Origin of the sequence: Halarcobacter anaerophilus (assembly GCF_006459125.1) — a bacterium.
Taxonomy (GTDB): domain Bacteria; phylum Campylobacterota; class Campylobacteria; order Campylobacterales; family Arcobacteraceae; genus Halarcobacter; species Halarcobacter anaerophilus.
In genome coordinates this window covers 889,021-914,614 of record NZ_CP041070.1, presented here as the reverse complement: position 1 = coordinate 914,614, position 25,594 = coordinate 889,021, and the positions used below count along the sequence as shown (strand labels likewise).

The following is a 25,594-nucleotide window of genomic DNA, read 5'->3' as shown; positions in this document are numbered from 1 at the left end:
AATCAAGGTTTTATTTCTATTATGCATATTAATCAACAAATACTATTTTTATTTACTATTTTTTTATTCTCTTTTTCCCATGCCCATACTCTGAAAAAAGTAACTCTGCAATTACAATGGAAACATCAATTTGAATTTGCAGGTTTTTATATGGCAAAAGAGAAAGGTTTTTATGAAGATATAGGCTTGGATATTGATATAAAAGAGTGGAATTACAATATCAATTCCGTTGATTCTTTAATAGATCAAAAAAGTCAATATGCAATACTACGCCCTACTTCTTTAATCGATATATCAAAAGGAAAAAAACTTATCTATTTGGCTGCAATTTATCAGTCTAGTCCTTTAGTATTTCTTGCAGATAAAAGTTCAGGAATAAAGACTATAAAAGATTTTAAAAACAAAAAAGTAATGACAACACCAAATCATAACAGTGATGCTTCAATTATCTCTATGCTTTTTTCCCAAGGAATAAAACTTGAGGATTTAACAATAATAAAACACTCTTTTAACGTAAAAGATTTACTAAATAGAAAAACTGATTTAATGGCATCTTACATCTCAAATGAACCTTTTATTTTAAATAGATTAGGAGGGAAACCCGTAATTTTTAATCCCCGTGATTACGGCTTTGATTTTTACAATGATATTTTAGCAACAAGTAAAAATTATTATGATCAAAATAAAGAAGAGGTAAAAGAGTTTAGAGAGGCTACTTTAAAAGGGTGGGAATATGCTTTTAATAATATAAAAGAGAGCGTAAAGTTAATTCAAAAAAAGTATAATTCTCAAAATAAAACAAAAGAGTCTCTTCTTTATGAAGCCAATGAATTGAAAAAATTGGCATATTATCAGACAAACAAAGTAGGAACGATTGATATAGAAAAACTTGATAATATTTACAATATATACAAGCTTTTAGGACTGGTAAAAGGTCAAATAGATTTTAATAAAGTTGTTCCTTTTAATGACTCATCAAAACTTTATTTAAATAAAGAAGAAAAAGATTATATAGAAAAAACCTCTTTAATCAAAACCTGTATTATCCCTCAAAAACCTTTTGAGTTTTTAGAAAACGGTGTTTATAAAGGAATGATAACTGACTATTTTAATATTTTTGAAAAAAAATTAGGAACAAAATTTTTCCCTGTTAAAGTTCAGTCAAAAAAGCAGGCATTAGAATATATAGAAGAAAAAAAGTGTGAGTTGTTTCCTTTTTTTGTAGATAAAAAAAAGAAAGAGAATATTAAAGTTACAGACTCTTATTTAAAACTTCCTTTAGTTTTAGCTACTAAAATTGATATTCCTTTTTTAAGCAGTATTGAAAATCTAAAAAATAAAACTATAGGAATTCCTAAAAATCATTCATATATGCAACTTCTAAAAAAACACTACCCATATTTAAATTTTATTTACATAAATAACGATGTAAAAGAAGGATTAAAAAAAGTCAGCGATGATGAACTCTACGGTTATATCGATACTCTGCCAGCAATAAGTTCAAGTATACAGGAAAATTATATCGGTGAACTGAAAATTACGGGAAAGATTTTTAATGATTTAGATGTAAGTTTTGCTGTTCGAGATGATAACAACTTACTTTTTTCTATTTTACAAAAGAGTATTAATACAATAGATTCTAATCAAAAAAAAGAGATTTTTAATAGATGGGTATCCGTAAAATATGAAAAAAGTGTGAATTATACTCTTGCTTGGCAGCTCGCTTTTGTTACTTTATTGATATTTATAGTTTTTTTATATTGGAATAGAAAATTAAAAAAAGCCAACTGTAAATTATCTTTGGCAAAAAAAAGATTAGAACAATTAGCAATAACTGACAGACTTACAAATATTTATAACCGCCACAAATTAGATGAAGTATTAAAAAGTGAAAGACTACGCTCAGACAGGTACAACTATAAATTCGGTTTAATAATCTTTGATATAGATTATTTTAAAAAAGTAAACGATATCTACGGTCATCATATAGGCGATGTAGTTTTACAAGAGTTTGCATATATTTTAAAAAGTAATAGCAGAAGAACGGATACAGTAGGACGTTGGGGAGGAGAAGAGTTTATTATTATTGTTCCTCATACAAATAAAGAGAGACTTTTAATCTTTGCCAAGCATTTAAAAGATTTAATAGAAGGGTATAATTTCACGAAAGCTCAAAAAATTACCGCAAGTATAGGTGTTACAATATTTAAAAAAGAAGATAGTGTAGAATCTTTTGTTTCAAGAGCAGACAATGCTCTTTATAAATCAAAGAAAACAGGAAGAAACAAAGTTACTTTTTTTTAGAATAACTTTAAAAATAACTTATGTTATAATTTGTATTTGGAGTTTTAATGATCAAATATTTTTTTATTTTTTGTCTCTTTTTTTCTTCTTTATTTTCAGAAAATCTAACCCTTACTTTTAATGATACGACTGATATTTATAATGATTTTAAAATAGAGTATTTAAAAGATAATTCCAACCTTTCAAACATAAAAGATATAGAAAAAAAAGAGTTTAAAAAGATCACAAATAACGGTTTTGCCTTAGGATATTCAAATCAAAAAATTTGGATAAAAATAAATATTTTAAATAAAAGTAAAGAAGAGAATTTCATACTAACTTTAAATGAAACATTTTACGAAAAAGCAAATTTATATTACAAAAAAGATAATAGATGGATAAAAAAAGAGAACGGCTTATTTATACCTATTAAACAAAGAGAAATAAAATACAACAAACTATCTTTTAAATTAAATCTTCCTAGAAACTATCAAAATAATATTTATCTTGAATTAAAAGGGAAATATGCATATTTTGGAGAAGTTTCCTTCTACAAAGAGAACTATTTTAGACTGAAAAATTTCCTTGATATGAATAACCTTTATATATTTATATTCGGTACAACTTTTATAATACTTATTTTTAGCATAGGATTATCAGCAACTTTAAAAGAAAAGATCTATTACTATTATCTCGGTTATACTCTTTTCAACCTTATTTATCTTATTAAAATAAGCGGTCTGTTATGTTTCATTGATTTACAAAAATATATTTATATTCTTCACTCTTCCGTTGCTTTTTTAGATGCTTTTTTAATTCTTTTTTCTCTTGAATATTTAAATACGAAAAAATATCTAAAGAGATATGACAAACTTTTAAGATATTCGGTTATTCCCTTTTTTTTAATAGGATTTATACTTTTTTTTGATTATCAACCTTGGAATCAAATTTTAAATGCACTTTCACTTTTTATTACTATTATTTTCTTGCCTTTATCTATATATATCTTTTTTAAAGGATATAAAAGAAGTGTTTATTATACTTTTGCTCTACTTATATATTTTTTCCTCGCTATGATTTTTATGCTGATGTTAAGTGGGTTAATTGAGTATAATAATCTAACAAGATATGGATTAGTTTACGGAACTGCCTTAGAAAATATAATCTTTTCTATAATGATTATAAGTAGATATAATGAGATAAAAAACGAGCAGATTCAATATCAAAAAGAGTTATTATCAATAAAAAACGAACATGCAAAACTTTTAAAAAAAGAGGTAAAAAAAAGGACAAATGAACTTACAATAGCAAATAATAAACTATCACGAATCTTAAAAGAGAGAGAACTTTTATTAAAAGAGATTTTGCATAGAGTTAAAAACAATTTCCATATGATTTTAGGTATTTTATGGTTTGAAAGTAAAAAATATAAAGAAAAAGATATTTTTTCCGATTTGATAAACCGCATAAAATCAATGTCAAAAACCCATGAATACCTTTTGTATACCTCTGAAAATCTAAAAAATATAAAAGTAAAAGAGTATTTTAAAGATATTATAGAGAGTATCTCTTCTACTTATACCAATAAAAAAATAACTATCAATTTTTCCATAGGTAATATAGAGTTAAAATTTGATGATGCAATATCTTTAAGTATTATAATAAATGAAATCGTAAATAACAGTATAAAACATCATCCTGATTCAAAAAATATAAATATTTTTGTCTCTTTAGAAGAGAAAAAAAATAAAATTCTTTTAAAAATTAAAGACAACGGAGAAGGTTTTAATATAAAAAGTTCCAAAGAAGGCTTAGGCTTAAAACTTATAAATGATTTTTCCAAAAAACTTTTAAACTCAAATTTTAGTTTTGAATTTAACAAAGGAACAATATTTATACTAACTTTTGAAAAAAAGGATAGCAATGAAAAGTAGAGATTTTAATATTCTCATAGTAGAAGATGAATTTATCGCATTTGAATATCTAAAAAATATTCTTTTATCTTTGGATTTTAACAATATTTTTCAAGCTAAAAGTGCAAAAGAGAGTATAGAAATCGTAAAAAAACAACATATTGATTTAGCTCTTATGGATATAAATATAGAAGGAAACTTAGACGGCATAGAGTGCGCAAAAGTAATCAACAAAGAGTATTTTATTCCTATAATATATACAACGGCATATGGAGATACTAACACAATAAATGAAACAAAACAAAGCAATGTTTTCGGATATTTAGTAAAACCTTTTAGTCTGCAAGACGTAGAAGCAACAATCAAAGTGGTTATTCATCTTCTTAGTAAATTTGACAAAGAGAAAAAAACTAAAGAAACAGAACCCCTATCAGATTTTATTGCTTTAACCAAAGATTATAAATATTACCCGAAAACTGCAACTTTGACATATAAAGCAAAACCCATCAGCCTAACAAAAAAAGAGCTTAGCGTATTAAACTTTTTTTGCCGCAATATCAATCAAAATATCTCTTACGATACTATGAGGGAATATATTTGGTACTCTAAAAATGTCTCTTCATCAACCATAAGAGATACGGTCTCAAGACTTAAAAATAAAATCCCTGAAGTAAATATTGAAAACATTATAAATTTTGGATATGTTTTAAAAAAAGATAAGAGTTAAAAGTTTATACTTTTAACCCTATTTTGAATATTGTACTTTTTCAAAAGAACAACAATAATCAACAAGAGAACTAACTCTTAATTTATATTTAGAATTTTGTGCAATTTTTATACTAGCCGGAGCAACGTATTGAACCCAATCTTCAGCCGGTAACATAACTTCAACTGCACCTGAGTTTATATCAATAGTAGATTTATTTACAGTATTTAATTCATACTCACCTGGCAACATGATTCCTAAGGTCTTTTTAGTACCATCTTCAAAAGTAATTGTTCTACTTGTGATATTACCATCATATAAAATATTTGCCTCTTTTGCGATAGAAACGTTATTAAACTCCATTCACATTCCCTTTTTTAAATAAATTTGTGTAATACTACCATAATATTTATTTGAAGCAAATTTCGATTATTCATTTGTTTTAGATTTTTTATAATTTTTATTAGAAAGTTTTATGCAAGGTTATATAATAGATATTAAAGCAGTCAAAGATGATGACCTGATAGTCTCAATTTTAACTGAAAAGCACATTTACACTACTTATAGATTTTATGGAGCAAGACATTCAAATATAAATGTCGGCTATAAAATAGACTTTGAACTTGAAACTAATCTGAAAAGTTCGCTTCCAAGATTAAAAGATGTAATTCAACTAGGTTTCCAATGGATTTTTGACAATGAAAAACTCTACTCTTGGCAAAGATTTATAAAACTCTTTTATCCTCATTTAAAAGATGTTGAAACTCTTGACAGTTTTTATTTTGAATTATTGGACAAACTTTCTCACAAGATGATAAAACAAAATGCCAAAAGAGCTATATGCAAAGCATATTTAAAGTTGCTTGAACATGAAGGACGACTTCATAGTGAATTTCACTGTTTTTTATGTGAAAAAGAGATAACAAGCGATATATCTCTGGTTCGAAGTTTTATGCCCGTTCATGCCTCTTGTACATACAGCAAAGCATTTGATTTTGAGAAAATAAAAGAACTTTTTGAAGATAAAACTTTAATCAGTTTTGAGGATAAAGAGATTGATTATTTATGGAAAATCATTTTACAAGGATTATAAGCTTTGAGTAATTAAGAATAAACTCTTAAATTACTCGTCAAGAAGTCTTTCTTGTAGTTTGTCTATTGCATCTTGAAGCGCAATAGTGTTAAGATTATACTTCTTAGCCTCTAACAAACCTTTTTTTATACTATTATCCGAAAAAGTATCTCTCACATCACAAATTGTTTTTACGACACTTAAAATCTGTGTTTTATGCAGATACTCAGGTTTACATTTTTCAATATCGTCAATATATTCAATAACGTTTATTAAGTTTTCACTTAATTTCCAATGTTTGAAAATTCTAGCGGTTATTTCAGAAGTTGTAGTTCCCGTAATCTCTTCTTCTGCTTCAGCAACTGTTTTTCCAGAAGATAAAAGTTCTTCAAATTCTTCGGTTTTTTCGCATGAAGCAATAACATCCGATAATACAAATTTACCCGTTTCTTGCAAAAGTGCAGGCAAAGCTAACTCTTCTTTTAGATCAAAAGATACTTTATTTAACCATAAAGAAGTCAAAGTCGTAGCCAAATTTGATGCTCGCATAAAATCATCACTACTTATTCCGTAAGGTTTAAGATTTGTTTTCAACAAGTTTTGGATTGTTCCGCCAATTGCAATAGAAATAGTAAAGTTTATTCCTAAAAGACTTATAGCCTTGCTTGCTGTTTCTACTTTGCTTCTAAAACCAAACATTGCCGAATTTGAAACTTTTAATAAAGTTGAAACGATAAGAGCATCTTTTTCAATAATTTTCAATAAATCAAAAGGCTCTTTATCGGGCTGTTGTCTAAACTCTTCAATTTCAATAATAGTCTTTGGTAAAGGAGGTAAAGACTCGATTTTATCTACAATATTTTCATTCATGTATAACTCCGTCATTATATTAGATTGCATCTATTTTAAAATATATCAGGTATTGAATCTAAAGTGCATGATATCACCGTCTTGCACAATATAATCTTTTCCTTCAAGTCTTAACTTACCGGCTTCTTTACATTTTGCTTCTCCGCCAAGAGCCACAAAATCTTCATAAGAGATAACCTCGGCTTTGATAAATCCTTTTTCAAAATCATTATGAATAACAGCCGCTGCTTGAGGAGCTTTCGTACCTTTTGTAATAGTCCAAGCTCTAACTTCTATCTCTCCTGCGGTGAAATATGATTGAAGTCCTAGTTTATCAAATGCTTTTTGAATAATTTGCTCCAAACCAGACTCTTTTACGCCTAAATCCGTCAAAAACTCTTTTGCCTCATCATCTTCAAGTCCGACAAGCTCTTCTTCAATCTTTGCACAAAGCATAATAACATCTGCACCTACTTCTTGGGCATGAGCTTTTAAAGTATTAACATAATCGTTTCCACCTTGAGCTAAAGAATCTTCATCAACATTTGCACCGTAAATTACATCTTTATTTGATAAAAATCTAAGTTCTTTGTCAAGGGCAATAAATAGTTCACTATCTTTATCTTCAAAAGTTTTTACAGGTTGAAGTTCTTCAATATGTTTATAAACAGCCTCAGATATGCTTAACATAGCAGCAGCCTCTTTTGAACCTTTTGCTTGTCTTTTTAGTTTTTCAATCTTTTTTTCAAGTTGAGAAATATCTGAATAAATAAGTTCTGTTTCAATAATTTCAATATCTCTAATAGGATTAACATCACCTTCAACGTGAGTAATATTACCGTCATCAAAACATCTTACCATATGTAAAATAACTTCAACTTCTCTAATATTTGAAAGAAATTGATTTCCAAGACCTTCACCTTTTGAAGCTCCTCTAACAAGACCTGCAATATCTACAAAATCTATAGTAGAGTGTTGAATTTTATTTGGATTTACGATTTTTGCCAATTCATCAAGTCTTTTATCCGGTACAGGAACAACAGCTTTATTCGGTTCAATAGTACAAAACGGATAATTTTGAGCCTCCGCATTTTGAGCTTTTGTCAAAGCATTAAAAGTTGTTGATTTACCTACATTTGGAAGACCTACTATTCCTACACCTAATCCCATTAATTTCCTTTTTATTTATCATAATTCATATTTGTCATATTTATATTAGGCATATATTATATTTAAAAAACTCAAAAAAAGAGATAAATTTAAAATGTATGAAAATTTAATTATATAAAAGAGTGAAATTCATTTGAAATTTAAATGAATTTCACAAAAAGAAGATATAAAAGTTCTGTTTATTTTACAATAACTTTCAAAGAGGTAGGATGGCTAATATTGTCTGAAATAGGGCATCTTCTTTCTACTTCTTTTGCCCATTTTTCCAAAATCTCTTTATTTGCATCTGTTTGAACTTCCAATTGGGCTATTATCTCTTTATATCCGGCTCTGCCTTCTTCTGTTTTTCCAAATAGATAATCAGGATCCAAAGAACCGCTTATATTGATTTTATAACTTTTTAAAACTATGCTCATCTCTTTTGCTATAAGATTTCCCATTACGTTTAAACATCCTGCCAAGGCAGCTAATAGATATTCTACGGGATTTGCTCCTGTATCATTTCCTCCCAAAGACGGCGGTTCATCTATTACCATAGTAAAGTTTCTTGCTTTTACTACGGTTTTCGTATTGTTTTCCGATACTGCTTGAATCCCAAATTTTGTATTAGCCACGACTTTACCTTTTTATTTTACTTGACAGCTTAAATTTCTTTCTATTATTTTTCTATCTAAATAGACTTGATCTGATTGAATCTCTTCTATCGAGACTGTTCCTGTTCCGGGTTTTCTCAATACAACACCTGTTGCCAAATTTGCAAACTCCAATGAAGCAGTAAGAGTATTATCCAAAGCAAGAGCAAAACCGATTGAAGCTAACAAGGTATCTCCCGAACCTGCTACATCATACACTTCCAAAGGAACTGTCGGCAAGACTACAAGTTTGTTCTCTTTTAACAAAGCAACACCTTGTTCAGATAGTGTAACAATCGCTTCATGTGTTTGAAATTTATTTTTAATCTCTTTTAAAACATCTAGCAGTCTGTCATTGTTCTCTATTTCTATTCCTGTTGCTGCCGTTGCTTCGTCTCTGTTTGGTATAATCAAATATGCACCTTGATATTTGCTATAGTCCGTACCGTGAGGATCAACTATTGTTTTTACGTTGTTTTTATTTGCATAAGAAATTATTTTTTGAGTGAAGTCTCTTGTTAAAATACCTTTACCGTAATCTGCCAATAAGATTACGTCATATGCTTTTATTTTTTCTTGAAGTTTTTCGTAAAGTTTTTTTACATTGTCAAAAGAGATATTATTTCTACTTTCATGGTCAAATCTGAAAATTTGTTGATTTGATGTCATTATTCTCGTTTTTTTAGAAGTATTTCTTCCTTTTTGTACAAGTAAGAAAGATTTTGTTCCCTCTTCATCTAACATATGTTTTAAAAGTTTTGCATTGTCATCATCTCCGACAACCGACATTACACTAACTTTTGCTCCAAGTGAAGCAAGATTTCGAATAACATTTCCGGCTCCGCCTAATTCGTCTTTTTCTTCTTTTACATCTACAATAGGAACAGGTGCATCCAGAGCTATTCTATCGCATTTTCCTATTAGATAGGAGTCTATCATAAGATCTCCTATAACTAATATCTTTGGTTTTTTTTCTATGTTAATCATTTTCATATCCTTAATTCTCTTAAAGGGTTTTCAAAAATTGTAGAGTCGCTCTAACGCCTGCTCCACTTGCTCCGTGAGGGTTATATCCCCAAGCTTTTTCAACAAAAGCAGGTCCTGCAATATCCCAGTGAACCCATTTGTCTTTATTCTCTTCATAAATAAAATTATCCAAAAATAGTCCTGCTGTAATTGCTCCACCGTATCTTGTATTTGCAATATTGCAAATGTCGGCAATCTCTGATTTGATTGTTTTTCTTAAAAATCTGTTAAAAGGCAGAGTTGTAGCATATTCTCCGGATTGTAAACTGTTTGATACTACTTCTCTTTTTAATACAGTATCATTCCCCATTATTCCGATTGTATATTCCCCTACTCCTACAACGCAAGCTCCTGTTAGAGTTGCAAAATCAAAAATATAATCAATATCTTCAATCTCATCTTGAGCATAACAAAGACAATCTGCAAGTACCAATCTTCCTTCTGCATCCGTATTTCTAACTTCAATTGTTTTACCGTTTTTAGCTTTTAATACATCATCGGGTTTATAAGCATCTCCGCCTATCATATTTTCAACTGCACCGATTATTCCGTGTACCTCAACAAGAAGGTTAAGTTTTGCAACAGCACTTAAAATTCCTATAACTGCACTTCCTCCACTTTTATCACTTTTCATTGTAACCATATAATCTGCAGGTTTTAAAGATAAACCTCCCGAATCGTAAGTTAATCCTTTTCCTACTAAAACAACTTTTTTCTTTGCATTTTCAGGTTTATAACTCAAGTGAATAAGTTTTGATTCGTGAGTTGAAGCTCTTCCCACGCTAAGCATTGCATTCATGCTGTTTTTCTTTAAATACTCTTCTCCATGGACAACACACTCTATTTGTGCCTCTTTTGCCATTTTTTTTGCTGTTTTTGCCATGATTTTCGGATAAAAATCTGCAGGAGGAGTGTTTACTATATCTCTTGTTTTATTTACTGCTTTTGAGATTATTTTTGACTCTTCATATATCTCTTTCATTTCAGAAGTGAGTTTAGAGTTGCAAATATTTAACTCTTGTTTTTTCTTTTTCTTTTTTTTAGATTTATATTCGTCAAATTCGTAAGAACCTAATAAAGCTCCTTCTACCAAAGCTTTTAAGTCTAAATCATTTAACTCTATTTTTGCAGTTTCAAATTTTGTATCATTAAATTTTTTAATTGCAGCTGCAATTGCTATTGCAATACTTTCATAATCTTGATTTTCACAACCTACATAAATTCTTCCTATTTCAGGAAGAAGTGCAACTGTTTCATCTTTTTCTTCAAAACCGATGTTTTCTAAAATATCTTTATCTTCACAGTTTTCCAAATCATCAACAATAAAAATTTCAATATCTGATTCTACATTTTTAAAATCATTTTCTATTAAATTAACTTTCAAAATTTCGCTCCTTTTTCTTAGTTACTTTATAAAAATAGTAAATTATACTTCCTGCTATAAGCACTCCAAACGGAGCAGCATAATACCAATGCTCTTTCGCCCAATGAATTACGATAAAAATCTCTTCGCCAAAATACCAAGCAGGCAGTATAGTAACTGCTGCCCAAATCCAAGCTGATAAAAGATTTATAAAAGCAAAAAGCTTTCCGCTATATCTTGTTAAACCTATTGATATAGGAATAATTGTTCTCATTCCGTACATGTATCTTTGCATAAATATAATAGGCCATCCATATTTCATAAGAAGAAGGTGTGCCAAAGCAAACTGTCTTCTTTGTGCTTTAAAATTTTTATGCACATAGGCTTTATTAAATCTTCCTATATAAAAATAGATTTGATCTCCTGCAAAGCCTCCGAGTCCCGCAACGAATATTGCGATATAAAGGTTCATATGACCTGAATGAGAAAGAAGTCCTGCCATAATAAGACCAATCTCTCCTTCTAATATACTCCAAGCAAAAAGTATTATATATCCGTAAGTTTTTAAAAGATATATAAATTTATCTTCTAGTCCACCTTCAGGAGCTTGATAAAGACTATATCCCAAAAAAACAAGGAATATCATTACTACGACAAAGAGTATTTTCCCCGAATTATTTTGTAATTTTTCAATCATCTTCAAGCCTATTTAAAATGCAATATATCTTTGGCTTGAACCATATCTTTATCACCTCGTCCAGACAGAGTTACTATTACTATCTTGTCTTTGAACTTCTCTTTTGCTTTCTTTAAATATGCAACGGCATGTGAACTTTCAAAAGCAGGAATAATCCCCTCTTTTTGGCTAAGCCATACAAAAGCTTCCAATGCCTCTTCATCTGTTATTGAGTCATATTTTACTACATCATTATCTTTTAAAAATGAGTGTTCAGGTCCAATACCCGGATAATCTAATCCCGCAGAAATAGAATAGGCTTCTAAAACTTGTCCGTCTTCATCTTGAAGAAGATATGAGCATTGACCGTGTAAAACACCTGGACTTCCCTTTTTCAAGGAACAACCGTGCTTATTTGTTTCAACTCCCATTCCTCCTGCTTCGATACCTATGCAAGTTGTATTTTCATCTTCTAAAAAATGGGAAAAAGTACCGATTGCATTTGAACCTCCACCGATGCAAGCAACTATGTAATCAGGCAGTTTTCCCTCTTTTTCTTGTATCTGTCTTCTTGCTTCCCATCCGATTATACTTTGAAAATCTCTTACCATCATAGGATAAGGGTGAGGACCTGCGACAGTTCCTATTATATAAAAAGTATCTCTTGCATTAGTAACCCAATATCTAATAGCATCATTCATAGCATCTTTTAAAGTTCTGCTTCCGCTTTCGACAGGAATTACTTTTGCTCCTAAAAGCTTCATTCTAAAAACATTTAATTCTTGTCTTTGTACATCTTTTGCACCCATAAAAACCGTACACTCCAAACCTAAAAGCGCAGCTATTGTAGCTGTTGCAACTCCGTGTTGTCCTGCTCCCGTTTCAGCGATAACTTTTGTTTTACCCAATTTTTTTGCCAAAAGTCCTTGGGCGATTACGTTATTTACTTTATGCGCACCCGTATGATTTAAATCTTCTCTTTTTAAATAGATTTTAGCTCCGATTTCATCACTTATATTTTTTGCAAAGTATAAAGGGCTCTCTCTTCCTACATAATCTTTTAGCAAATAATCAACATCTTTCCAGAACTCTTTATCAAATCTATATTTTTTATAACTCTCTTCCAATTCTTCTAAAATCGGCATCAATGTTTCCGGTACAAATCTTCCACCGAATTCTCCAAAGTGTCCGTTTTCGTCAGGATCAAACTTTGAAACTTTCGGTATATAATAATTCTCTTTCATTTTCCTCTTCTTTTATATATCTAATACTGAATAAACAGGAGTATGCTCTTTTACTTTTTTTACACCGTTTAAAAATGTAAGATTAAGAATAAAACAGGCTTCGATTAAATTAGCATCAACATTTTTTATAAGTTTTGCCGCAGCAGCAGCAGTTCCCCCCGTAGCAATCAAATCATCTATTAATAAAACTCTTGGATTTTTTTTAGGAAAAGCATCAAGGTGTATTTCAACTTCGTCATAACCGTACTCTAACTCATACTTTTCACAAACTGTAGTACTAGGAAGTTTTCCTTTTTTTCTGACAGGCACAAAACCTACGTTTAATCTGTCTGCTAATATCGAACCAAAGATAAAACCTCTTGAATCTATTCCGCAAATATAATCCAAATCATAAGATTTATATCTATCTTCCAAATGATTAATCAGTGTTTGAAGTGCCTCTTTGTTATTTAAAAGAGTAGTTATATCTTTAAATACAACTCCCTCTTTGGGAAAGTCTTTAACATCTCTTATGGAGTTTTGTATTAAATTTTTATCTATTTCGCTTAATTCCATTACAACTCTTTCTTTTTTTAAAAATAATCGTCTCAAAAGAGTAATATTCTATCCAAAAAAATATTACGTTTATATAATAGTTAATTCTTAATAATATTTTTAATATCTTTTATACTATCGCAGACAAAATCGGCTATAGAGTCCTTTTCATCAAACTTATGTCCTGATTTTACTTGTATTGTATTTTTGATATTTGCATTTTTTGCACATTGAATATCGGCTTGTTTGTCTCCAATGAGCCATGAATTTTCTAAATCAATATCATGTTTTTTTAAGATATTGTCAATCATTCCTGTTTTCGGTTTTCTACAGTTACAATTATCGTCAGGACCGTGAGGGCAAAACTCTGTTTGAGAAATAAAAATACCTTTTTGTTCCAGATAATCAAGCATCCAATTTGTTAAAATCTTATAATCCTGAATAGTGTAATAACCTCTTGCAATACCCGATTGATTTGTGATAATAAAGAGTTTATATCCTAAATCTTGTAAATATTTCAAAGAATCAAATAAAGAATCTACAAATTCAAACTCTTCGATTTTGTAGGTGTAATCCTTTTCTATATTTATTACTCCGTCTCTATCTAAAAATATAGCCTTTTGCATATCTTCTTGCCTTTTTTATTTAGTGGCTATATTTTATCAAATTTATATTAAATCAATATCTTGCGTTATAATTCCTCTGTTTGCAAGCTCTTTACAGACGCTTCCTGCCTCTTCATTGACGGTTATTGAAATTTTTTCTTTATCCACTAAAAGTTCTACGCAACTTTTATTTCCTTCTAAAAAAGTCATTTTATTCTCTTCTAAAGACCAGTTTTTAGTATTTAAAGTTATTACATCCGAAATCTCTTTAATCTCTCTATTAACTAAATAATAACTTTGAAAAGAGTTTATTGCGGTTACTACGTCTCTTTGTATTGTAGATGCCAAAGCTTGATCTCTTGTATCCATATATTTGGGAATAGCAAAAGAAGCGATTATTCCCATAATCACAATTGCAAAAATAAGTTCCAAAAGGGAAAAAGCAGCTTTCATATATAAGCTCCATATAAATAATTTGATAGATTATATTTATAAAAAGCTTAATTTATTATAATTTACATGATTATAAAATATTAGGTATCTCCACGTTAGTCTCTTTATTTGTATCTGAAATTGATTCAAAAACGACTTCTATAGGAGCATCATTTGAATTTTCTTTGTCCACAAATCTCGTATACTGTTTTTGGAAATCAAGTTTTACAGTACCTATTGGTCCGTTTCTTTGTTTACCGATAATAATTTCAGCTTCTTCAACGGGTTTATTAACAAACTTGGATTTGTACTCTTCGCCTTTGTCTGATGCCTCTTTCTCTTTTCTTGCTTCATCTCTCTCTTTATATACGTCATCTCTATATACAAACATGATAATATCGGCATCCTGCTCAATAGCTCCTGATTCTCTTAAGTCACTTAGCATCGGTCTTTTATCTGGTCTGTTTTCAAGTCCCCTATTTAATTGAGACAGAGCAAGAATAGGAATTTTCATCTCCCTTGCAAGCATTTTAAGTCCCCTTGAAATATCTGAAACCTCTTGATGTCTATCTTTATTCCCGGTACCTTGCATAAGTTGAAGGTAATCTATAATTACCATTGAAATATTATTATCTTCATTTTGAGCCAATTTTCTAACTCTTGCTCTTAATTGATTGATATTTATGCTACCACCGTCATCGACAAAGAGTTTTTTTGTATTTAAATCTTCAAAGGCTCTATTTAGATTTGACCATTGATTATCGTCCATATCACCTTTTCTTAAATTTTGCAGAGGTATTGAAGTTTTAGCTGCAAGCATTCTTAACATTAACTGCTCCGCAGGCATCTCAAGAGAGAAGAAAATTACACCTTTTCCAGCTTCAACGTTTTTTAAAGCCATATTTAAAACAAGTGCCGTTTTCCCCATAGCAGGTCTTGCGGCAATAATTACCAAATCCCCTTCGTTAAAACCTGTTGTTCTTTTATCTAAATCATAAAATCCCGTTGTCTCTCCGATTAGGTGTTTATTACCTAACTCTTTCATCTTTTTGATATATGAAAGCGTATCGTTTGTAACAACTTCCATATCTTTTAATTCGCTGGTTGCACTATCCGTAGAGATTTTATAAAGTTCCCCTTGAACTACATCCAAAGCATCATTTGCGGTTACTTCATCTTCTATAGCAACTTTTTTTATTGTTGTTGCCAATGTTGCCAACTCTCTTTTTACGGCACCGTCTTTGATCTCTCTTGCATAAGCTAAAGTATTCGTAATAGGATTAGCTGATAGTATTTCTAAAAGTATCGAATCATCTACATCTTTGGAATCTACTCTTTTTCTGATAAATTCCTCGTCTATTGGCATATCTGAATTATGAAGTCTCACCATTACATCAAAAATTTTCTGATGTGCCGGCAAATAAAAATCTGCCGGTTTTAAAATCCCTAAAATATCTTCTATCTCATCGGGGTTAAAAAGTACTGAACTTAATACTGCTCTTTCGATATTTACACTATATATACTATCCATATTTTTTAAGGAAGAATAAATAACCAATATTTACTTTTGATTATTTATTCCCCTTATTTTCTCCTTTTGAATTTAAAATTTCAATAATTTAATCTTGGTTTTTCTTTGCTTCTACTTCAACCTCTTCTAAAAATCTGTCAAGAAGTTTATCTGTGGGAAGTTTGGCTATTGTTTCACCTTTTTTAATAATTAATCCTGTCCCTTTTCCGTATGCTATTGCAACATCTGCCGCTTTTGCTTCACCTAACGCATTTACCACGCATCCCATAACTGAAACATTAAGAGGTGTTTTAATATGTTTGGTTCTCTCTTCAACTTGGGCAACCGCGCTTACTAAATCCGCTTCAATTCGTCCGCAAGTGGGGCATGAAATTATATTTAAGCCCTCTTTTGTAAGTCCTGCATCTTTTAAAATTGCCCGCCCTACTTCAACCTCTTTTTCAAGTTCTCCAGTAATAGAGACTCTTAAAGTATCACCTATTCCGTCTAAAAGAAGACTTCCTAAAGCAATAGAAGATTTTATTGTTGAGTGAAACAGTGTTCCTGCTTCCGTAACACCTAAATGAAAAGGATAATGATTCAAAGGTCTTAACATTCTATATGCTTCAACCGTTCTTTGAACATCACTTGCTTTTAATGAAACTTTTATATCATCAAAACCTAAATCTTCAAGATATTTTATATTATAGTCGGCACTTTCAACCATTCCTTTTGCAGTTTGTCCATATCTATTTTCAAACTCTTTTTCCAAAGAACCGCAGTTTACTCCTATTCTAATAGGCAGATTTCTTTGTTTACAAGCTTTGACAACTTCTTGTACTCTTTGTTTGTTTCCTATGTTTCCTGGATTTATTCTAATACAATCTACAACCTCTGCTGCTATTAATGCTAATTTATGATTAAAATGTATATCTGCAACAATAGGAAGAGAACTCTGTTTTTTTATCTCTTTTAAGGCGTTTGCAGCTTCTATATCGGGAACTGCAACTCTTACGATATCTGCACCTGCAAAATGTAAAGCTTTTATCTGTTCTACTGTAGTTTCTATATCTGAAGTTTTACTGTAAGTCATTGATTGCACAGAGATAGGAGAATCTCCTCCTATGGCAACATCACCTACATATATCTTTTTTGTTGGGTATCTTTTTATATTTTTCATAATTCAGAATTGTATCAAAAAAACATTAATTATTAGTAAATATTTCTCACTTTGTAAATAACTTAAATTCTCTATGCTTGATTAATTAAGTAATTAATAGTTTTTTATTATAATTATTAAATCATATACAGGACAATCATGCTAAAAAATAAATTCATCATAAACTTTTTATTTTATATATTTATTGCACTTGTTATATATACCGTTTCAACTTTTTATATCAATAAAGAAGAGAAAAAACAGTTAAACCAAAAATATATAACTATCTCGAAAAACTTGAAAAACAGTGCCTCAAATTTAATAAAAGACAAAAAAAATGCGACCTTGGCAGTTGCAATGTCTATTTCAAAAGATAAAAGGATTATCGATGCTTTGTTAAACAACGATAATTCAAAACTTGATTACGATAAGTTCTCTTTGGAATTAAGAAAAAATACTAAATTTAAAAATGTATGGTTTCAAGTATTGGATAAAAAAGGCGACAGTTTTTATAGAAGCTGGACGAAAAAAACCCATGACTCTTTGGATTTTAGAGCAGATGTTAGAAAAATATTAAAAAACAAAAAAATCTTAACTTCAATTAGTGTAGGCAGATTTGATATGACTTTTAAATCTATGATTCCTCTTTTTCATAATAATGAATTTATAGGAATTTTTGAGATTATTACTCATTTTAATTCAATAGCAAAAATACTAAAAGAGAACAAAATAGATGCTCTTGTTTTAGCAGATAAAAAATATAAAGAGACAATAAAATATCCCTTTACCAAAAGATTTATAAAAGACTATTATATTGCAAATTTAAATGCAAATAAAAACCTTCTTAACTTGGTAGAAAAAGAGAATTTAGAAAAAGTTTTGTCTATAAAAGATTATGAATTAATAGAAAACAGAATTTTAACAACTTTAAAAGTTTTAGAAGTAGATAATGATCTAATAGGATATATGATCCTAACAAAAAACTTAAATGATATAGATATTTTAGATATAAAAAAATTTAAGAAAAATTCAGAAGCTTATGTTCTTTTATCAATATTTCTAATTGGACTGCTTTATACAATTATTTCATATTATATTTATCTAAGAAGTATTGAAAATCTTAATCTCAAATTAGAAAAAAATTTAAAAAAAATAAAGATGCAAGAGAAGAAAAATCAGATTATTTTAGATTCTCAAAAAAATATTATCGTAATAACAGACGGTTATCATATAAAAAATTCAAACAAACAGCTTTTAGAATTTTTTAACTTCTCTTCATTGGAAGATTTTAAAAAAAGATATGAATGCGTATGTGAAACTTTTGTAAATATGGATGATGAAACATATTTAATAGATAAAGATTACAATGGGAAAAACTGGGCAGAATATATTTTAGAAAATCCGCAAATCAGATTTAAAGCCGCAATAGAAAAAGATAACAGACTTCATCACTTTACCTTAAATGTAAACTCTACAATTTTTGACGAAGATGATGTTCCTTATATAATTGTGACCTTAACAGATATAACTCAAGAAGTAAAACAGCAAAAAAAACTAAAAAGATTAAACGATAATTTAGAGGATTTGGTAGAAATAAAAACAAAAGAGTTACAAGAGTTAAACGAATCTTTGGAAAAAAGAGTCGAAGAAGAGATTGAAAAGAGTAAAACAAAAGACAGAATGTTGTTTCAACAAAACAAAATGGCTGCAATGGGGGAAATGCTAAGTAATATTGCTCATCAATGGAGACAACCTTTAAGCTCCATATCAGCAGCAATAAGTTCTTTAAAACTGCAAAATGAATTAGGAGTAGTCGATCCTTCCGGATTTCAGTCAACTTGTGATTTGATTTTAAGAAACTCTAAATATCTATCTCAGACAATTGAAGATTTCAAAAACTTTTTTAGACAAGATAGAGAAAAAAGTAAATTTTTACTAAAAAAGAGTATTTTGGAAAATATCTCACTACTAAAAGACAAACTAAAACATGATCAAATCAGAGTTATTTTAAGTATTGACGAGAAAGTAGAGCTTTACGGATATAAAAATGAGTTTCAACAAGCAATTTTAAATATTATAAATAACAGTGTTGATGCTTTAAATTCCAAAAAAGATATAGAAAAAAAAGTTATCGTAATAGAGTGTTCAAATAAAACCCTAACAATAAAAGATAGTGCAAAAGGAATAAAAGAAGAGATAATAAATAGAATTTTTGAGCCCTATTTTACTACAAAACACCAAAGTCAAGGTACAGGAATAGGACTTTATATGACCAGAGAGATATTAACAAAACATATGAATTTTGCTATTGAGGTAAATAATGAATCTTTTGAGTTAGAAGGAGAAAAACTTTACGGAGCATGTTTCAAAATAACCCTTAAAAGTAAGCCTTAATTCAGTATAAAAGTCATTAAACTTTAATTTTGAAAAACTAAGATATAATTGCGCCATACTATACATAAGGAACCAAATGCAAAGTTTTACTGTTTTTGATATAGTAATAATAAGTATCACTGTACTACTTGGACTAAAAGGTCTTTTAAGAGGTTTTATAAAAGAGATTTTTGGACTTGTAGGAATCATCGGAGGGATATTCGTAGCCTCAAGAATGGCTGAAGAGATAGGAAGTCTTGTAGCTCCGCTTCTAGCTTTAGAAAATTCTGCAACAATAAAACTTATAGGTTTTATAATTGGACTTGTAGGATTCTGGGCAATTATTTATATTCTTGGAATTATTTTAAGTAAAATCTTCTCAGTAAGCGGATTAGGATTTTTTGATAGAATTTTAGGATTTGTTTTTGGAAGTGCAAAAGTATTTTTTATTTTCTCGGTAATCGCTTATGCTTTATATCAAGTTCAATCGTTTAAAGATTTGATGAACAATAAAGTATCAGATTCAATTACTTTCCCTTTACTTGTAAAAACAGGTGGTTATATTGTAAAACTAGATACCTCTGATATTGTTAAAAAAGTTGAAAACAGCGTCTCTTCTGAAGATAAAGAAAATCAAAAAGAAGAAAAAAATTCTTTAAGTCAAGAAGTTTCCGATACGGTAAAAGAGATAAAAGAAAAAGCTGTAGAATCAGGCAATGCAGTTGTTGATACAGTAAAGAAAAGTGTAGCTGACGAGATTTCAGAATCTATACAAAAAGAGACAAAAGAGCAAATAGAACAGTTACAAAAAGAAGAAACAGATATAAATACTGATAATAAATAAGAGTACAAAGGAAGAGAAGATTGTTTGAAAACAAATATATACAACAAAGAATAGAAAAAGCAAATTTTTTAAGAGAAAAAGGATTTAATCCATATTCAAACGAGTCTGCGAGGAATACTACCATTTCTAAATATTTAAATGTAAATAGTGATCTTTTTCAAACTGAAGAAAAAAGAGATGAAACAAGAAAATATACGGTTGCAGGTAGAATAAAATTTTTTAGACTTATGGGAAAAGCTTCATTTTTAAAAATAGAAGATGAAAGCGGATTACTTCAACTTTATGTGGCAAGAGACAATCTGCCAGAAGGTTTTTATAACGAAATTTTTAAAAAAAATGTTGAAGTAGGAGATATTGTCGAAGTTAGCGGATACCCTTTTATTACAAATAAAGGTGAACTATCGCTTCATGTATCAAATCTAAAAATTTTAACAAAAGCTATATCTCCCCTACCTGAAAAGTATCACGGTATCCAAGATAAAGAGTCAAGATACAGACAAAGATATTTAGATCTTATTATGAACTCGGAAGTTAGAAAAACTTTCCAATTAAGATCAAAAGTAATCTCACTTACTAGAAGATTTTTTGAAGCAAAAGGTTTCTTAGAAGTTGAAACTCCGATGATGCACCCAATAGCAGGTGGAGCAAATGCAAAACCTTTTGTAACTCATCATAATGCTTTAGGAGTAAACAGATATTTAAGAATTGCACCTGAACTTTATTTAAAAAGATTAATTGTAGGTGGTTTTGAAGCGGTATTTGAAATAAACAGAAACTTTAGAAATGAGGGAATGGATGCAACACACAATCCCGAATTTACGTCAATAGAATTTTATTGGGCATATAAAACCTATAAAGATTTAATTGAACTTACAAAAGAGTATTTTGAATTTTTATTTGATAATTTGGATTTACCTACTGTTCTTCCTTACGGTGATATAAAAATTGATTTTTCTAATTTCAGCGAAGTTCCGTTAATCGAATCTTTAAGCTCAATAGGAGGAGTTCCTAAAGAGATAACAGAAGATAGAGAAAAAATCATTGCATATCTAAAAGAGCATAATCTTGAAGTAAATGAAAATATGAATTTAGGACAACTTCAAGGGGAACTTTTTGATGAATTTGTTGAAGAAAAATTAATAAACCCTACATTTATTACGGAATACCCTGTTGAAATTTCACCTCTTGCAAGAAGATCTGATGAAAAACCTCATTTAACAGATAGATTTGAACTTTTTATCGCAGGTAAAGAGATTGCAAATGCCTTTAGTGAGTTAAATGATCCTTTAGACCAGCTAGGAAGATTTGAAAAACAGATGGAAGCAAAAGATTCAGGAGATGATGAAGCTCATGAAATGGATGAAGACTTCGTAAATGCTTTATCATACGGAATGGCACCGACTGCCGGACAAGGTATCGGAATTGACAGATTAGTAATGATGCTTACAAATGAACACTCTATTAGAGATGTATTATTATTCCCTGCAATGAAACCTCTGAAAATTGAAGAGAATGAAGAAGACGAAGAAGAAAAGTAGTTATTGAATAATTTAGGAGAACAAATAATGAGTTACATAACAAACAAAAGCTTAGAAGAAGCAGATAAAGAAGTATTTGAGATATTAGAGAATGAATTAGAGAGACAAACAACACACTTGGAAATGATAGCAAGTGAGAACTTTACAAGTCCTGCCGTAATGGAAGCAATGGGAAGCATATTTACAAATAAATACGCAGAAGGATACCCAAATAAAAGATATTACGGTGGATGTGAAGAAGCAGATAAAGTAGAACAACTAGCTATTGATAGAGCTTGTGAAATCTTTAACTGTAAATATGCAAATGTACAACCTCATAGCGGATCTCAAGCAAACGGAGCAGTATACGCAGCATTAATAAAAGCAGGAGATAAAATCTTAGGTATGGATTTAAGTCATGGAGGACACTTAACTCATGGGTCAAAACCATCTTTTTCAGGGAAAAACTATCATGCTTTCTACTATGGAGTAGAATTAGACGGAAGAATAAATTATGATAAAGTTCTTGAAATAGCAAAAATAGTACAACCAAAAATAATAGTGTGCGGAGCAAGCGCATACGCAAGAGAGATAGACTTTAAAAGATTTAGAGAAATAGCAGATGAAGTAGGAGCAATACTTTTTGCAGATATAGCACATATAGCAGGATTAGTAGCAGCAGGAGAACATCAAAGTCCTTTTCCTTACGCACATGTAGTAACAACAACTACCCATAAGACACTAAGAGGTCCAAGAGGTGGGATGATAATGACAAATGATGAAGAACTTGCAAAAAAAATAAACTCGGCAATTTTCCCTGGATTGCAAGGTGGACCATTAGTACATGTAATAGCAGCAAAAGCAGTAGCTTTTAAAGAAGTGTTAGATCCAAAATGGAAAGAGTACGCAAAACAAGTAAAAGTAAACGCACAAATACTAGCAGAGGTAATAAGTAAAAGAGGATATGATGTAGTATCTGGAGGTACTGATAATCACTTAGTGTTAGTATCGTTTTTAAATAAAGATTTTTCAGGTAAAGATGCAGATGCAGCATTAGGGAATGCAGGAATAACAGTAAATAAAAACACAGTACCCGGAGAAACAAGAAGTCCGTTTGTAACAAGCGGGATAAGAATAGGAAGTCCGGCTTTAACAGCAAGAGGGATGAAAGAAGAAGAGTTTAAGTTAATAGCAAATAAAATTTGTGATGTATTAGATGATATTAACAACACGGATTTACAAGCTAAGATTAGTTTAGAGCTTAAAGACCTTGCTAATCGTTTTGTGATTTATAATAGTAGTACATACTAAAAGTTTAAAACTTAAAAGTATTAAGGATAATCTATGGAAATTAAAGGCGAAGATTTTATAAAAAAAGTTCAGTTAAAGCAAGAGAAAAGTGAAATTGAACAGAGATTAAATGAGATAAAAAGCAGTGAATCACAGTTTCAAGAAGAGGCACAGCAAAGACCTTCTCAAAGTCAGTTAGACAGAGAAATAGAGATTCAAGAAGAGAGAGAATATAGTGATATTATGCTCGGTAAAAGCAATACAAACGAGCAAAATAAAAAGAAATACCTTGTTCTTGGTTTAATCTTAGTAATTCTTTTTTTATTAACAATAATAATAATTCGCCTTTTAACAAATGACTCTACTTCAAATGATTCATTTACAAACGACAATGAACAGACACAACAAGAGTTGTCGGGGAATGAGAATATTGAAGAACAATACCAAAAAATTATCAATGAAAAATTAAAAAATATAAAAGAAGGAAAAGAGAAAGAGGCTCAAGTAGAGCAAGAAGTAGATAAAAATTTAAATCTTAAACAAATAGAGCAAAATGAGGTTAATGAAACAGTAGAACCTGAAACAAAACCTGATGTATTTGAAGTAAAAAAAGAGGAACCCAAACCCGTAAAAAAAGTAGTCAAACCAAAACCTGCCGTTAAAAAAAGCGAACCTAAAAAGAGTGTGCCAAAAGCAGTATCTTCAAGTTCACAAACAGTTACGACAAAACCAAAAGGTACTTTTGTTCAAATCGGAGCATTTTCAAAAATGCCTTCGGCAAAATATCTAAACACAATTACAAGTAAAGGTTTCTCATATAAAATATATAAAGTTTCAATAAACGGGAAAATGTTCCATAAAGTATTAATAGGACCATATACTTCAAGAGGACAAGCAAGAAATGCTACAGACGATATAAAAAGAAAACTTAATGTATCCGGAGCATTTATCTTAACATATTAACAAGGTATTACATATATGCAATTTTTTTCAAAAGAACTTTTTCTAGATCAATTCACTCCTGTTTCGATCTATGAAAAAGTCAAAAACTTATACAAAGACGAAGTGACTTTTTTATATGAAAGTACTATAAACTCCTCAGAAGGAAACTACTCTTATATTATAATCGGTGACAGAGAAAGAGTTTGGTATGAAAACGGAATTTGTTACTATAAAAACGAAAAAAAAGAGATTAGCCAAGTTGAATCAAATCCCTTAAAATTTCTTCAAAAATATTATAAATCTATAAATAAAGAGTTCTATAAACAAAAAGCAGAGCAGTTAGGTATAGGTCTTATTGACGGATTTATCGGGAATGTGGGATATGATATGTCAAAAGAGTTTGAACCTGTTTTAAAAAAATATATGAAAAATCTTGAAGATCAGCTAAATATGCCCGATTTAGACCTAATCAGACCGAATATTATTCTTGGATTCTCTCATAAAACTTCAAAACTTGTAATGGTAACTTCGGTTGAAGACAAAGAAAAAGATTTAGAAAAAATAGAACAAGAACTTTTATCTCCTTATCTTTTTACTCCTCTTAAAAAAGCAACTATCTTAGATGAAGGAAAATTTAACTATACAAAAGATAAATTTTTTGAAATGGTTCAAGAATCAAAAGAGATGATAAAATCAGGAGATGTTTTTCAAATTTTAATGTCTAACAGATTTATTCAAAATGCAAAAGTAGATCACTTAAGTTTTTATAGAGCATTAAGAAGTAAAAATCCAAGCCCATACCTTTTTTTCCTTCAATTTGAAGATTTCTCAATAGCGGGAAGTTCTCCTGAAGTTATGGTTAGATTAGTTGACGGACATATTCTTTTAAGACCTATTGCTGGAACTAGAAAAAGAGGAAAAACTTTAGATAGAGATTTAGAGTTAGAAAAAGAGATGGTTGAAGATGACAAAGAGAGAGCAGAACATATTATGCTTGTTGATCTTGGAAGAAACGATGTAGGAAGAGTTGCCCAAGCAGGAACTGTTAAAGCAACTGACTTAATGAGAGTAGAAAGATATTCCCATGTAATGCATATGGTATCAGACGTAGAAGCCAAAATTGATGAAAGCAAATACGATATGTTTGATCTTTTTGCGGCAACTTTTACTGCCGGAACAATGACAGGAGCTCCAAAAATCAGAGCAATGGAACTTATAGCCCAGTTTGAAGGAATAAAAAGAAACTTCTATTCAGGAAGCGTAGCTTACTTTGGTTTTGACGGAAACATGGATTCTGCAATTACTATTAGAACTACCATGTTAACAAAAGACAAAGTAATTTTTCAAGCAGGAGCAGGAATTGTCGCAGACAGTATTCCCGAACTTGAATTTTTGGAAGTTCAAAATAAACTTGCGGCAAATATCTCAACACTAAAAGATTTATCATAAAGGAA

At 29.9% G+C, this 25,594-nt stretch carries 23 protein-coding genes; 10 read left to right on the top strand and 13 right to left on the bottom strand.

The annotated features are described in order from the left end of the window. Positions 1-21 precede the first annotated feature (21 nt). Genes AANAER_RS04490 through AANAER_RS04480 form a run of 3 tightly spaced genes read left to right on the top strand, consistent with a single transcriptional unit; the run spans position 22 to position 4,923 of the window. The gene (locus AANAER_RS04490) at positions 22-2,304 is read left to right on the top strand and encodes a diguanylate cyclase (RefSeq protein WP_129082791.1); all 2,283 of its coding nucleotides are present in this window, start codon (positions 22-24) and stop codon (positions 2,302-2,304) included. Between the two features lie 47 nt (positions 2,305-2,351). Beyond that, positions 2,352-4,217 carry a 7TM diverse intracellular signaling domain-containing protein gene (locus tag AANAER_RS04485; RefSeq protein WP_129082792.1) on the top strand — a complete coding sequence of 622 codons (1,866 nt, stop codon included), beginning with the start codon at positions 2,352-2,354 and terminating at the stop codon, positions 4,215-4,217. Next, the gene (locus AANAER_RS04480) at positions 4,207-4,923 is read left to right on the top strand and encodes a response regulator (RefSeq protein WP_129082793.1); all 717 of its coding nucleotides are present in this window, start codon (positions 4,207-4,209) and stop codon (positions 4,921-4,923) included. Before AANAER_RS04485 ends, AANAER_RS04480 begins: the two co-directional genes overlap by 11 nt. An 18-nt stretch (positions 4,924-4,941) precedes the next feature. Here AANAER_RS04480 and ppnP read toward each other — a convergent pair whose 3' ends face one another. Beyond that, complete coding sequence (ppnP, locus tag AANAER_RS04475) at positions 4,942-5,265, bottom strand: pyrimidine/purine nucleoside phosphorylase (protein WP_129082794.1); 324 nt, start codon at positions 5,263-5,265, stop codon at positions 4,942-4,944. Between the two features lie 112 nt (positions 5,266-5,377). Here ppnP and recO point away from each other — a divergent pair, with 112 nt between their 5' ends. Then, a complete protein-coding gene (gene recO, locus AANAER_RS04470; protein WP_129082795.1) occupies positions 5,378-5,995 on the top strand; it encodes a recombination protein RecO in 618 nt (205 codons plus the stop codon). Positions 5,996-6,025: 30 nt separating this feature from the next. On the opposite strand, the gene AANAER_RS04465 is transcribed toward recO, so the two are convergent. From AANAER_RS04465 to ispG, 12 genes are all read right to left on the bottom strand, one after another. Next, positions 6,026-6,844 carry an HDOD domain-containing protein gene (locus AANAER_RS04465; protein WP_129082796.1) on the bottom strand — a complete coding sequence of 273 codons (819 nt, stop codon included), beginning with the start codon at positions 6,842-6,844 and terminating at the stop codon, positions 6,026-6,028. A gap of 45 nt (positions 6,845-6,889) precedes the next feature. After that, on the bottom strand, positions 6,890-7,993 hold the full coding sequence (ychF, locus tag AANAER_RS04460; protein ID WP_129082797.1) for a redox-regulated ATPase YchF: 1,104 nt from the start codon (positions 7,991-7,993) through the stop codon (positions 6,890-6,892). Positions 7,994-8,172: 179 nt separating this feature from the next. Next, positions 8,173-8,607 carry an OsmC family protein gene (locus AANAER_RS04455; protein WP_129082798.1) on the bottom strand — a complete coding sequence of 145 codons (435 nt, stop codon included), beginning with the start codon at positions 8,605-8,607 and terminating at the stop codon, positions 8,173-8,175. 12 nt (positions 8,608-8,619) lie between these two features. After that, complete coding sequence (gene rfaE1 / locus AANAER_RS04450; RefSeq protein WP_052502562.1) at positions 8,620-9,612, bottom strand: D-glycero-beta-D-manno-heptose-7-phosphate kinase; 993 nt, start codon at positions 9,610-9,612, stop codon at positions 8,620-8,622. 19 nt (positions 9,613-9,631) lie between these two features. Beyond that, positions 9,632-11,035 (bottom strand): leucyl aminopeptidase, encoded by a 1,404-nt coding sequence (locus tag AANAER_RS04445; RefSeq protein WP_129082799.1) that lies wholly within the window; start codon positions 11,033-11,035, stop codon positions 9,632-9,634. Further along, positions 11,025-11,711: a DedA family protein gene (locus AANAER_RS04440; protein ID WP_129082800.1), complete on the bottom strand. Its 687-nt coding sequence runs from the start codon at positions 11,709-11,711 to the stop codon at positions 11,025-11,027. Before AANAER_RS04440 ends, AANAER_RS04445 begins: the two co-directional genes overlap by 11 nt. Before the next feature lie 8 nt (positions 11,712-11,719). Further along, on the bottom strand, positions 11,720-12,934 hold the full coding sequence (gene trpB, locus AANAER_RS04435; protein WP_129082801.1) for a tryptophan synthase subunit beta: 1,215 nt from the start codon (positions 12,932-12,934) through the stop codon (positions 11,720-11,722). Positions 12,935-12,946: 12 nt separating this feature from the next. After that, on the bottom strand, positions 12,947-13,489 hold the full coding sequence (locus AANAER_RS04430) for an adenine phosphoribosyltransferase (RefSeq protein WP_129082802.1): 543 nt from the start codon (positions 13,487-13,489) through the stop codon (positions 12,947-12,949). Positions 13,490-13,569: 80 nt separating this feature from the next. Next, complete coding sequence (gene gmhB, locus AANAER_RS04425) at positions 13,570-14,094, bottom strand: D-glycero-beta-D-manno-heptose 1,7-bisphosphate 7-phosphatase (RefSeq protein WP_129082803.1); 525 nt, start codon at positions 14,092-14,094, stop codon at positions 13,570-13,572. A 42-nt stretch (positions 14,095-14,136) separates the two neighbouring features. Then, on the bottom strand, positions 14,137-14,526 hold the full coding sequence (locus AANAER_RS04420) for a type II secretion system protein (RefSeq protein ID WP_129082804.1): 390 nt from the start codon (positions 14,524-14,526) through the stop codon (positions 14,137-14,139). Between the two features lie 70 nt (positions 14,527-14,596). Further along, positions 14,597-16,036: a replicative DNA helicase gene (locus tag AANAER_RS04415; protein WP_129082805.1), complete on the bottom strand. Its 1,440-nt coding sequence runs from the start codon at positions 16,034-16,036 to the stop codon at positions 14,597-14,599. A gap of 88 nt (positions 16,037-16,124) precedes the next feature. Beyond that, the gene (ispG, locus tag AANAER_RS04410; protein WP_129082806.1) at positions 16,125-17,195 is read right to left on the bottom strand and encodes a flavodoxin-dependent (E)-4-hydroxy-3-methylbut-2-enyl-diphosphate synthase; all 1,071 of its coding nucleotides are present in this window, start codon (positions 17,193-17,195) and stop codon (positions 16,125-16,127) included. A gap of 138 nt (positions 17,196-17,333) precedes the next feature. Between ispG and AANAER_RS04405 the strand changes: the two genes are divergently transcribed. The 6 genes from AANAER_RS04405 (at position 17,334) to AANAER_RS04380 (ending at position 25,589) form a co-directional block, all read left to right on the top strand. After that, positions 17,334-19,568 carry an ATP-binding protein gene (locus AANAER_RS04405; protein WP_129082807.1) on the top strand — a complete coding sequence of 745 codons (2,235 nt, stop codon included), beginning with the start codon at positions 17,334-17,336 and terminating at the stop codon, positions 19,566-19,568. Between the two features lie 76 nt (positions 19,569-19,644). Further along, the gene (locus tag AANAER_RS04400; RefSeq protein ID WP_129082808.1) at positions 19,645-20,391 is read left to right on the top strand and encodes a CvpA family protein; all 747 of its coding nucleotides are present in this window, start codon (positions 19,645-19,647) and stop codon (positions 20,389-20,391) included. Positions 20,392-20,411: 20 nt separating this feature from the next. Next, on the top strand, positions 20,412-21,929 hold the full coding sequence (lysS, locus tag AANAER_RS04395; RefSeq protein ID WP_129082809.1) for a lysine--tRNA ligase: 1,518 nt from the start codon (positions 20,412-20,414) through the stop codon (positions 21,927-21,929). A gap of 27 nt (positions 21,930-21,956) precedes the next feature. Beyond that, complete coding sequence (locus AANAER_RS04390) at positions 21,957-23,219, top strand: serine hydroxymethyltransferase (RefSeq protein WP_140544047.1); 1,263 nt, start codon at positions 21,957-21,959, stop codon at positions 23,217-23,219. A gap of 33 nt (positions 23,220-23,252) precedes the next feature. Beyond that, a complete protein-coding gene (locus AANAER_RS04385) occupies positions 23,253-24,161 on the top strand; it encodes an SPOR domain-containing protein (protein WP_129082518.1) in 909 nt (302 codons plus the stop codon). Between the two features lie 15 nt (positions 24,162-24,176). Then, positions 24,177-25,589, top strand: a complete 1,413-nt coding sequence (locus AANAER_RS04380) for an anthranilate synthase component I family protein (protein ID WP_129082519.1) — start codon at positions 24,177-24,179, stop codon at positions 25,587-25,589. Positions 25,590-25,594: the final 5 nt, after the last annotated feature.

Bases quoted from the DNA above. Each gene is read 5' to 3' on its own strand.
- AANAER_RS04380 (WP_129082519.1), top strand. From the start codon at position 24,177: ATGCAATTTTTTTCAAAAGAACTTTTTCTAGATCAATTCACTCCTGTT.
- AANAER_RS04490 (WP_129082791.1), top strand. From the start codon at position 22: ATGCATATTAATCAACAAATACTATTTTTATTTACTATTTTTTTATTC.
- AANAER_RS04400 (WP_129082808.1), top strand. From the start codon at position 19,645: ATGCAAAGTTTTACTGTTTTTGATATAGTAATAATAAGTATCACTGTA.
- AANAER_RS04385 (WP_129082518.1), top strand. From the start codon at position 23,253: ATGGAAATTAAAGGCGAAGATTTTATAAAAAAAGTTCAGTTAAAGCAA.
- AANAER_RS04430 (WP_129082802.1), bottom strand. From the start codon at position 13,489: ATGGAATTAAGCGAAATAGATAAAAATTTAATACAAAACTCCATAAGA.
- gmhB (WP_129082803.1), bottom strand. From the start codon at position 14,094: ATGCAAAAGGCTATATTTTTAGATAGAGACGGAGTAATAAATATAGAA.
- AANAER_RS04485 (WP_129082792.1), top strand. From the start codon at position 2,352: ATGATCAAATATTTTTTTATTTTTTGTCTCTTTTTTTCTTCTTTATTT.
- ychF (WP_129082797.1), bottom strand. From the start codon at position 7,993: ATGGGATTAGGTGTAGGAATAGTAGGTCTTCCAAATGTAGGTAAATCA.
- recO (WP_129082795.1), top strand. From the start codon at position 5,378: ATGCAAGGTTATATAATAGATATTAAAGCAGTCAAAGATGATGACCTG.
- AANAER_RS04405 (WP_129082807.1), top strand. From the start codon at position 17,334: ATGCTAAAAAATAAATTCATCATAAACTTTTTATTTTATATATTTATT.
- AANAER_RS04440 (WP_129082800.1), bottom strand. From the start codon at position 11,711: ATGATTGAAAAATTACAAAATAATTCGGGGAAAATACTCTTTGTCGTA.
- AANAER_RS04465 (WP_129082796.1), bottom strand. From the start codon at position 6,844: ATGAATGAAAATATTGTAGATAAAATCGAGTCTTTACCTCCTTTACCA.
- AANAER_RS04390 (WP_140544047.1), top strand. From the start codon at position 21,957: ATGAGTTACATAACAAACAAAAGCTTAGAAGAAGCAGATAAAGAAGTA.
- trpB (WP_129082801.1), bottom strand. From the start codon at position 12,934: ATGAAAGAGAATTATTATATACCGAAAGTTTCAAAGTTTGATCCTGAC.
- rfaE1 (WP_052502562.1), bottom strand. From the start codon at position 9,612: ATGATTAACATAGAAAAAAAACCAAAGATATTAGTTATAGGAGATCTT.
- AANAER_RS04420 (WP_129082804.1), bottom strand. From the start codon at position 14,526: ATGAAAGCTGCTTTTTCCCTTTTGGAACTTATTTTTGCAATTGTGATT.
- AANAER_RS04415 (WP_129082805.1), bottom strand. From the start codon at position 16,036: ATGGATAGTATATATAGTGTAAATATCGAAAGAGCAGTATTAAGTTCA.
- AANAER_RS04480 (WP_129082793.1), top strand. From the start codon at position 4,207: ATGAAAAGTAGAGATTTTAATATTCTCATAGTAGAAGATGAATTTATC.
- ppnP (WP_129082794.1), bottom strand. From the start codon at position 5,265: ATGGAGTTTAATAACGTTTCTATCGCAAAAGAGGCAAATATTTTATAT.
- ispG (WP_129082806.1), bottom strand. From the start codon at position 17,195: ATGAAAAATATAAAAAGATACCCAACAAAAAAGATATATGTAGGTGAT.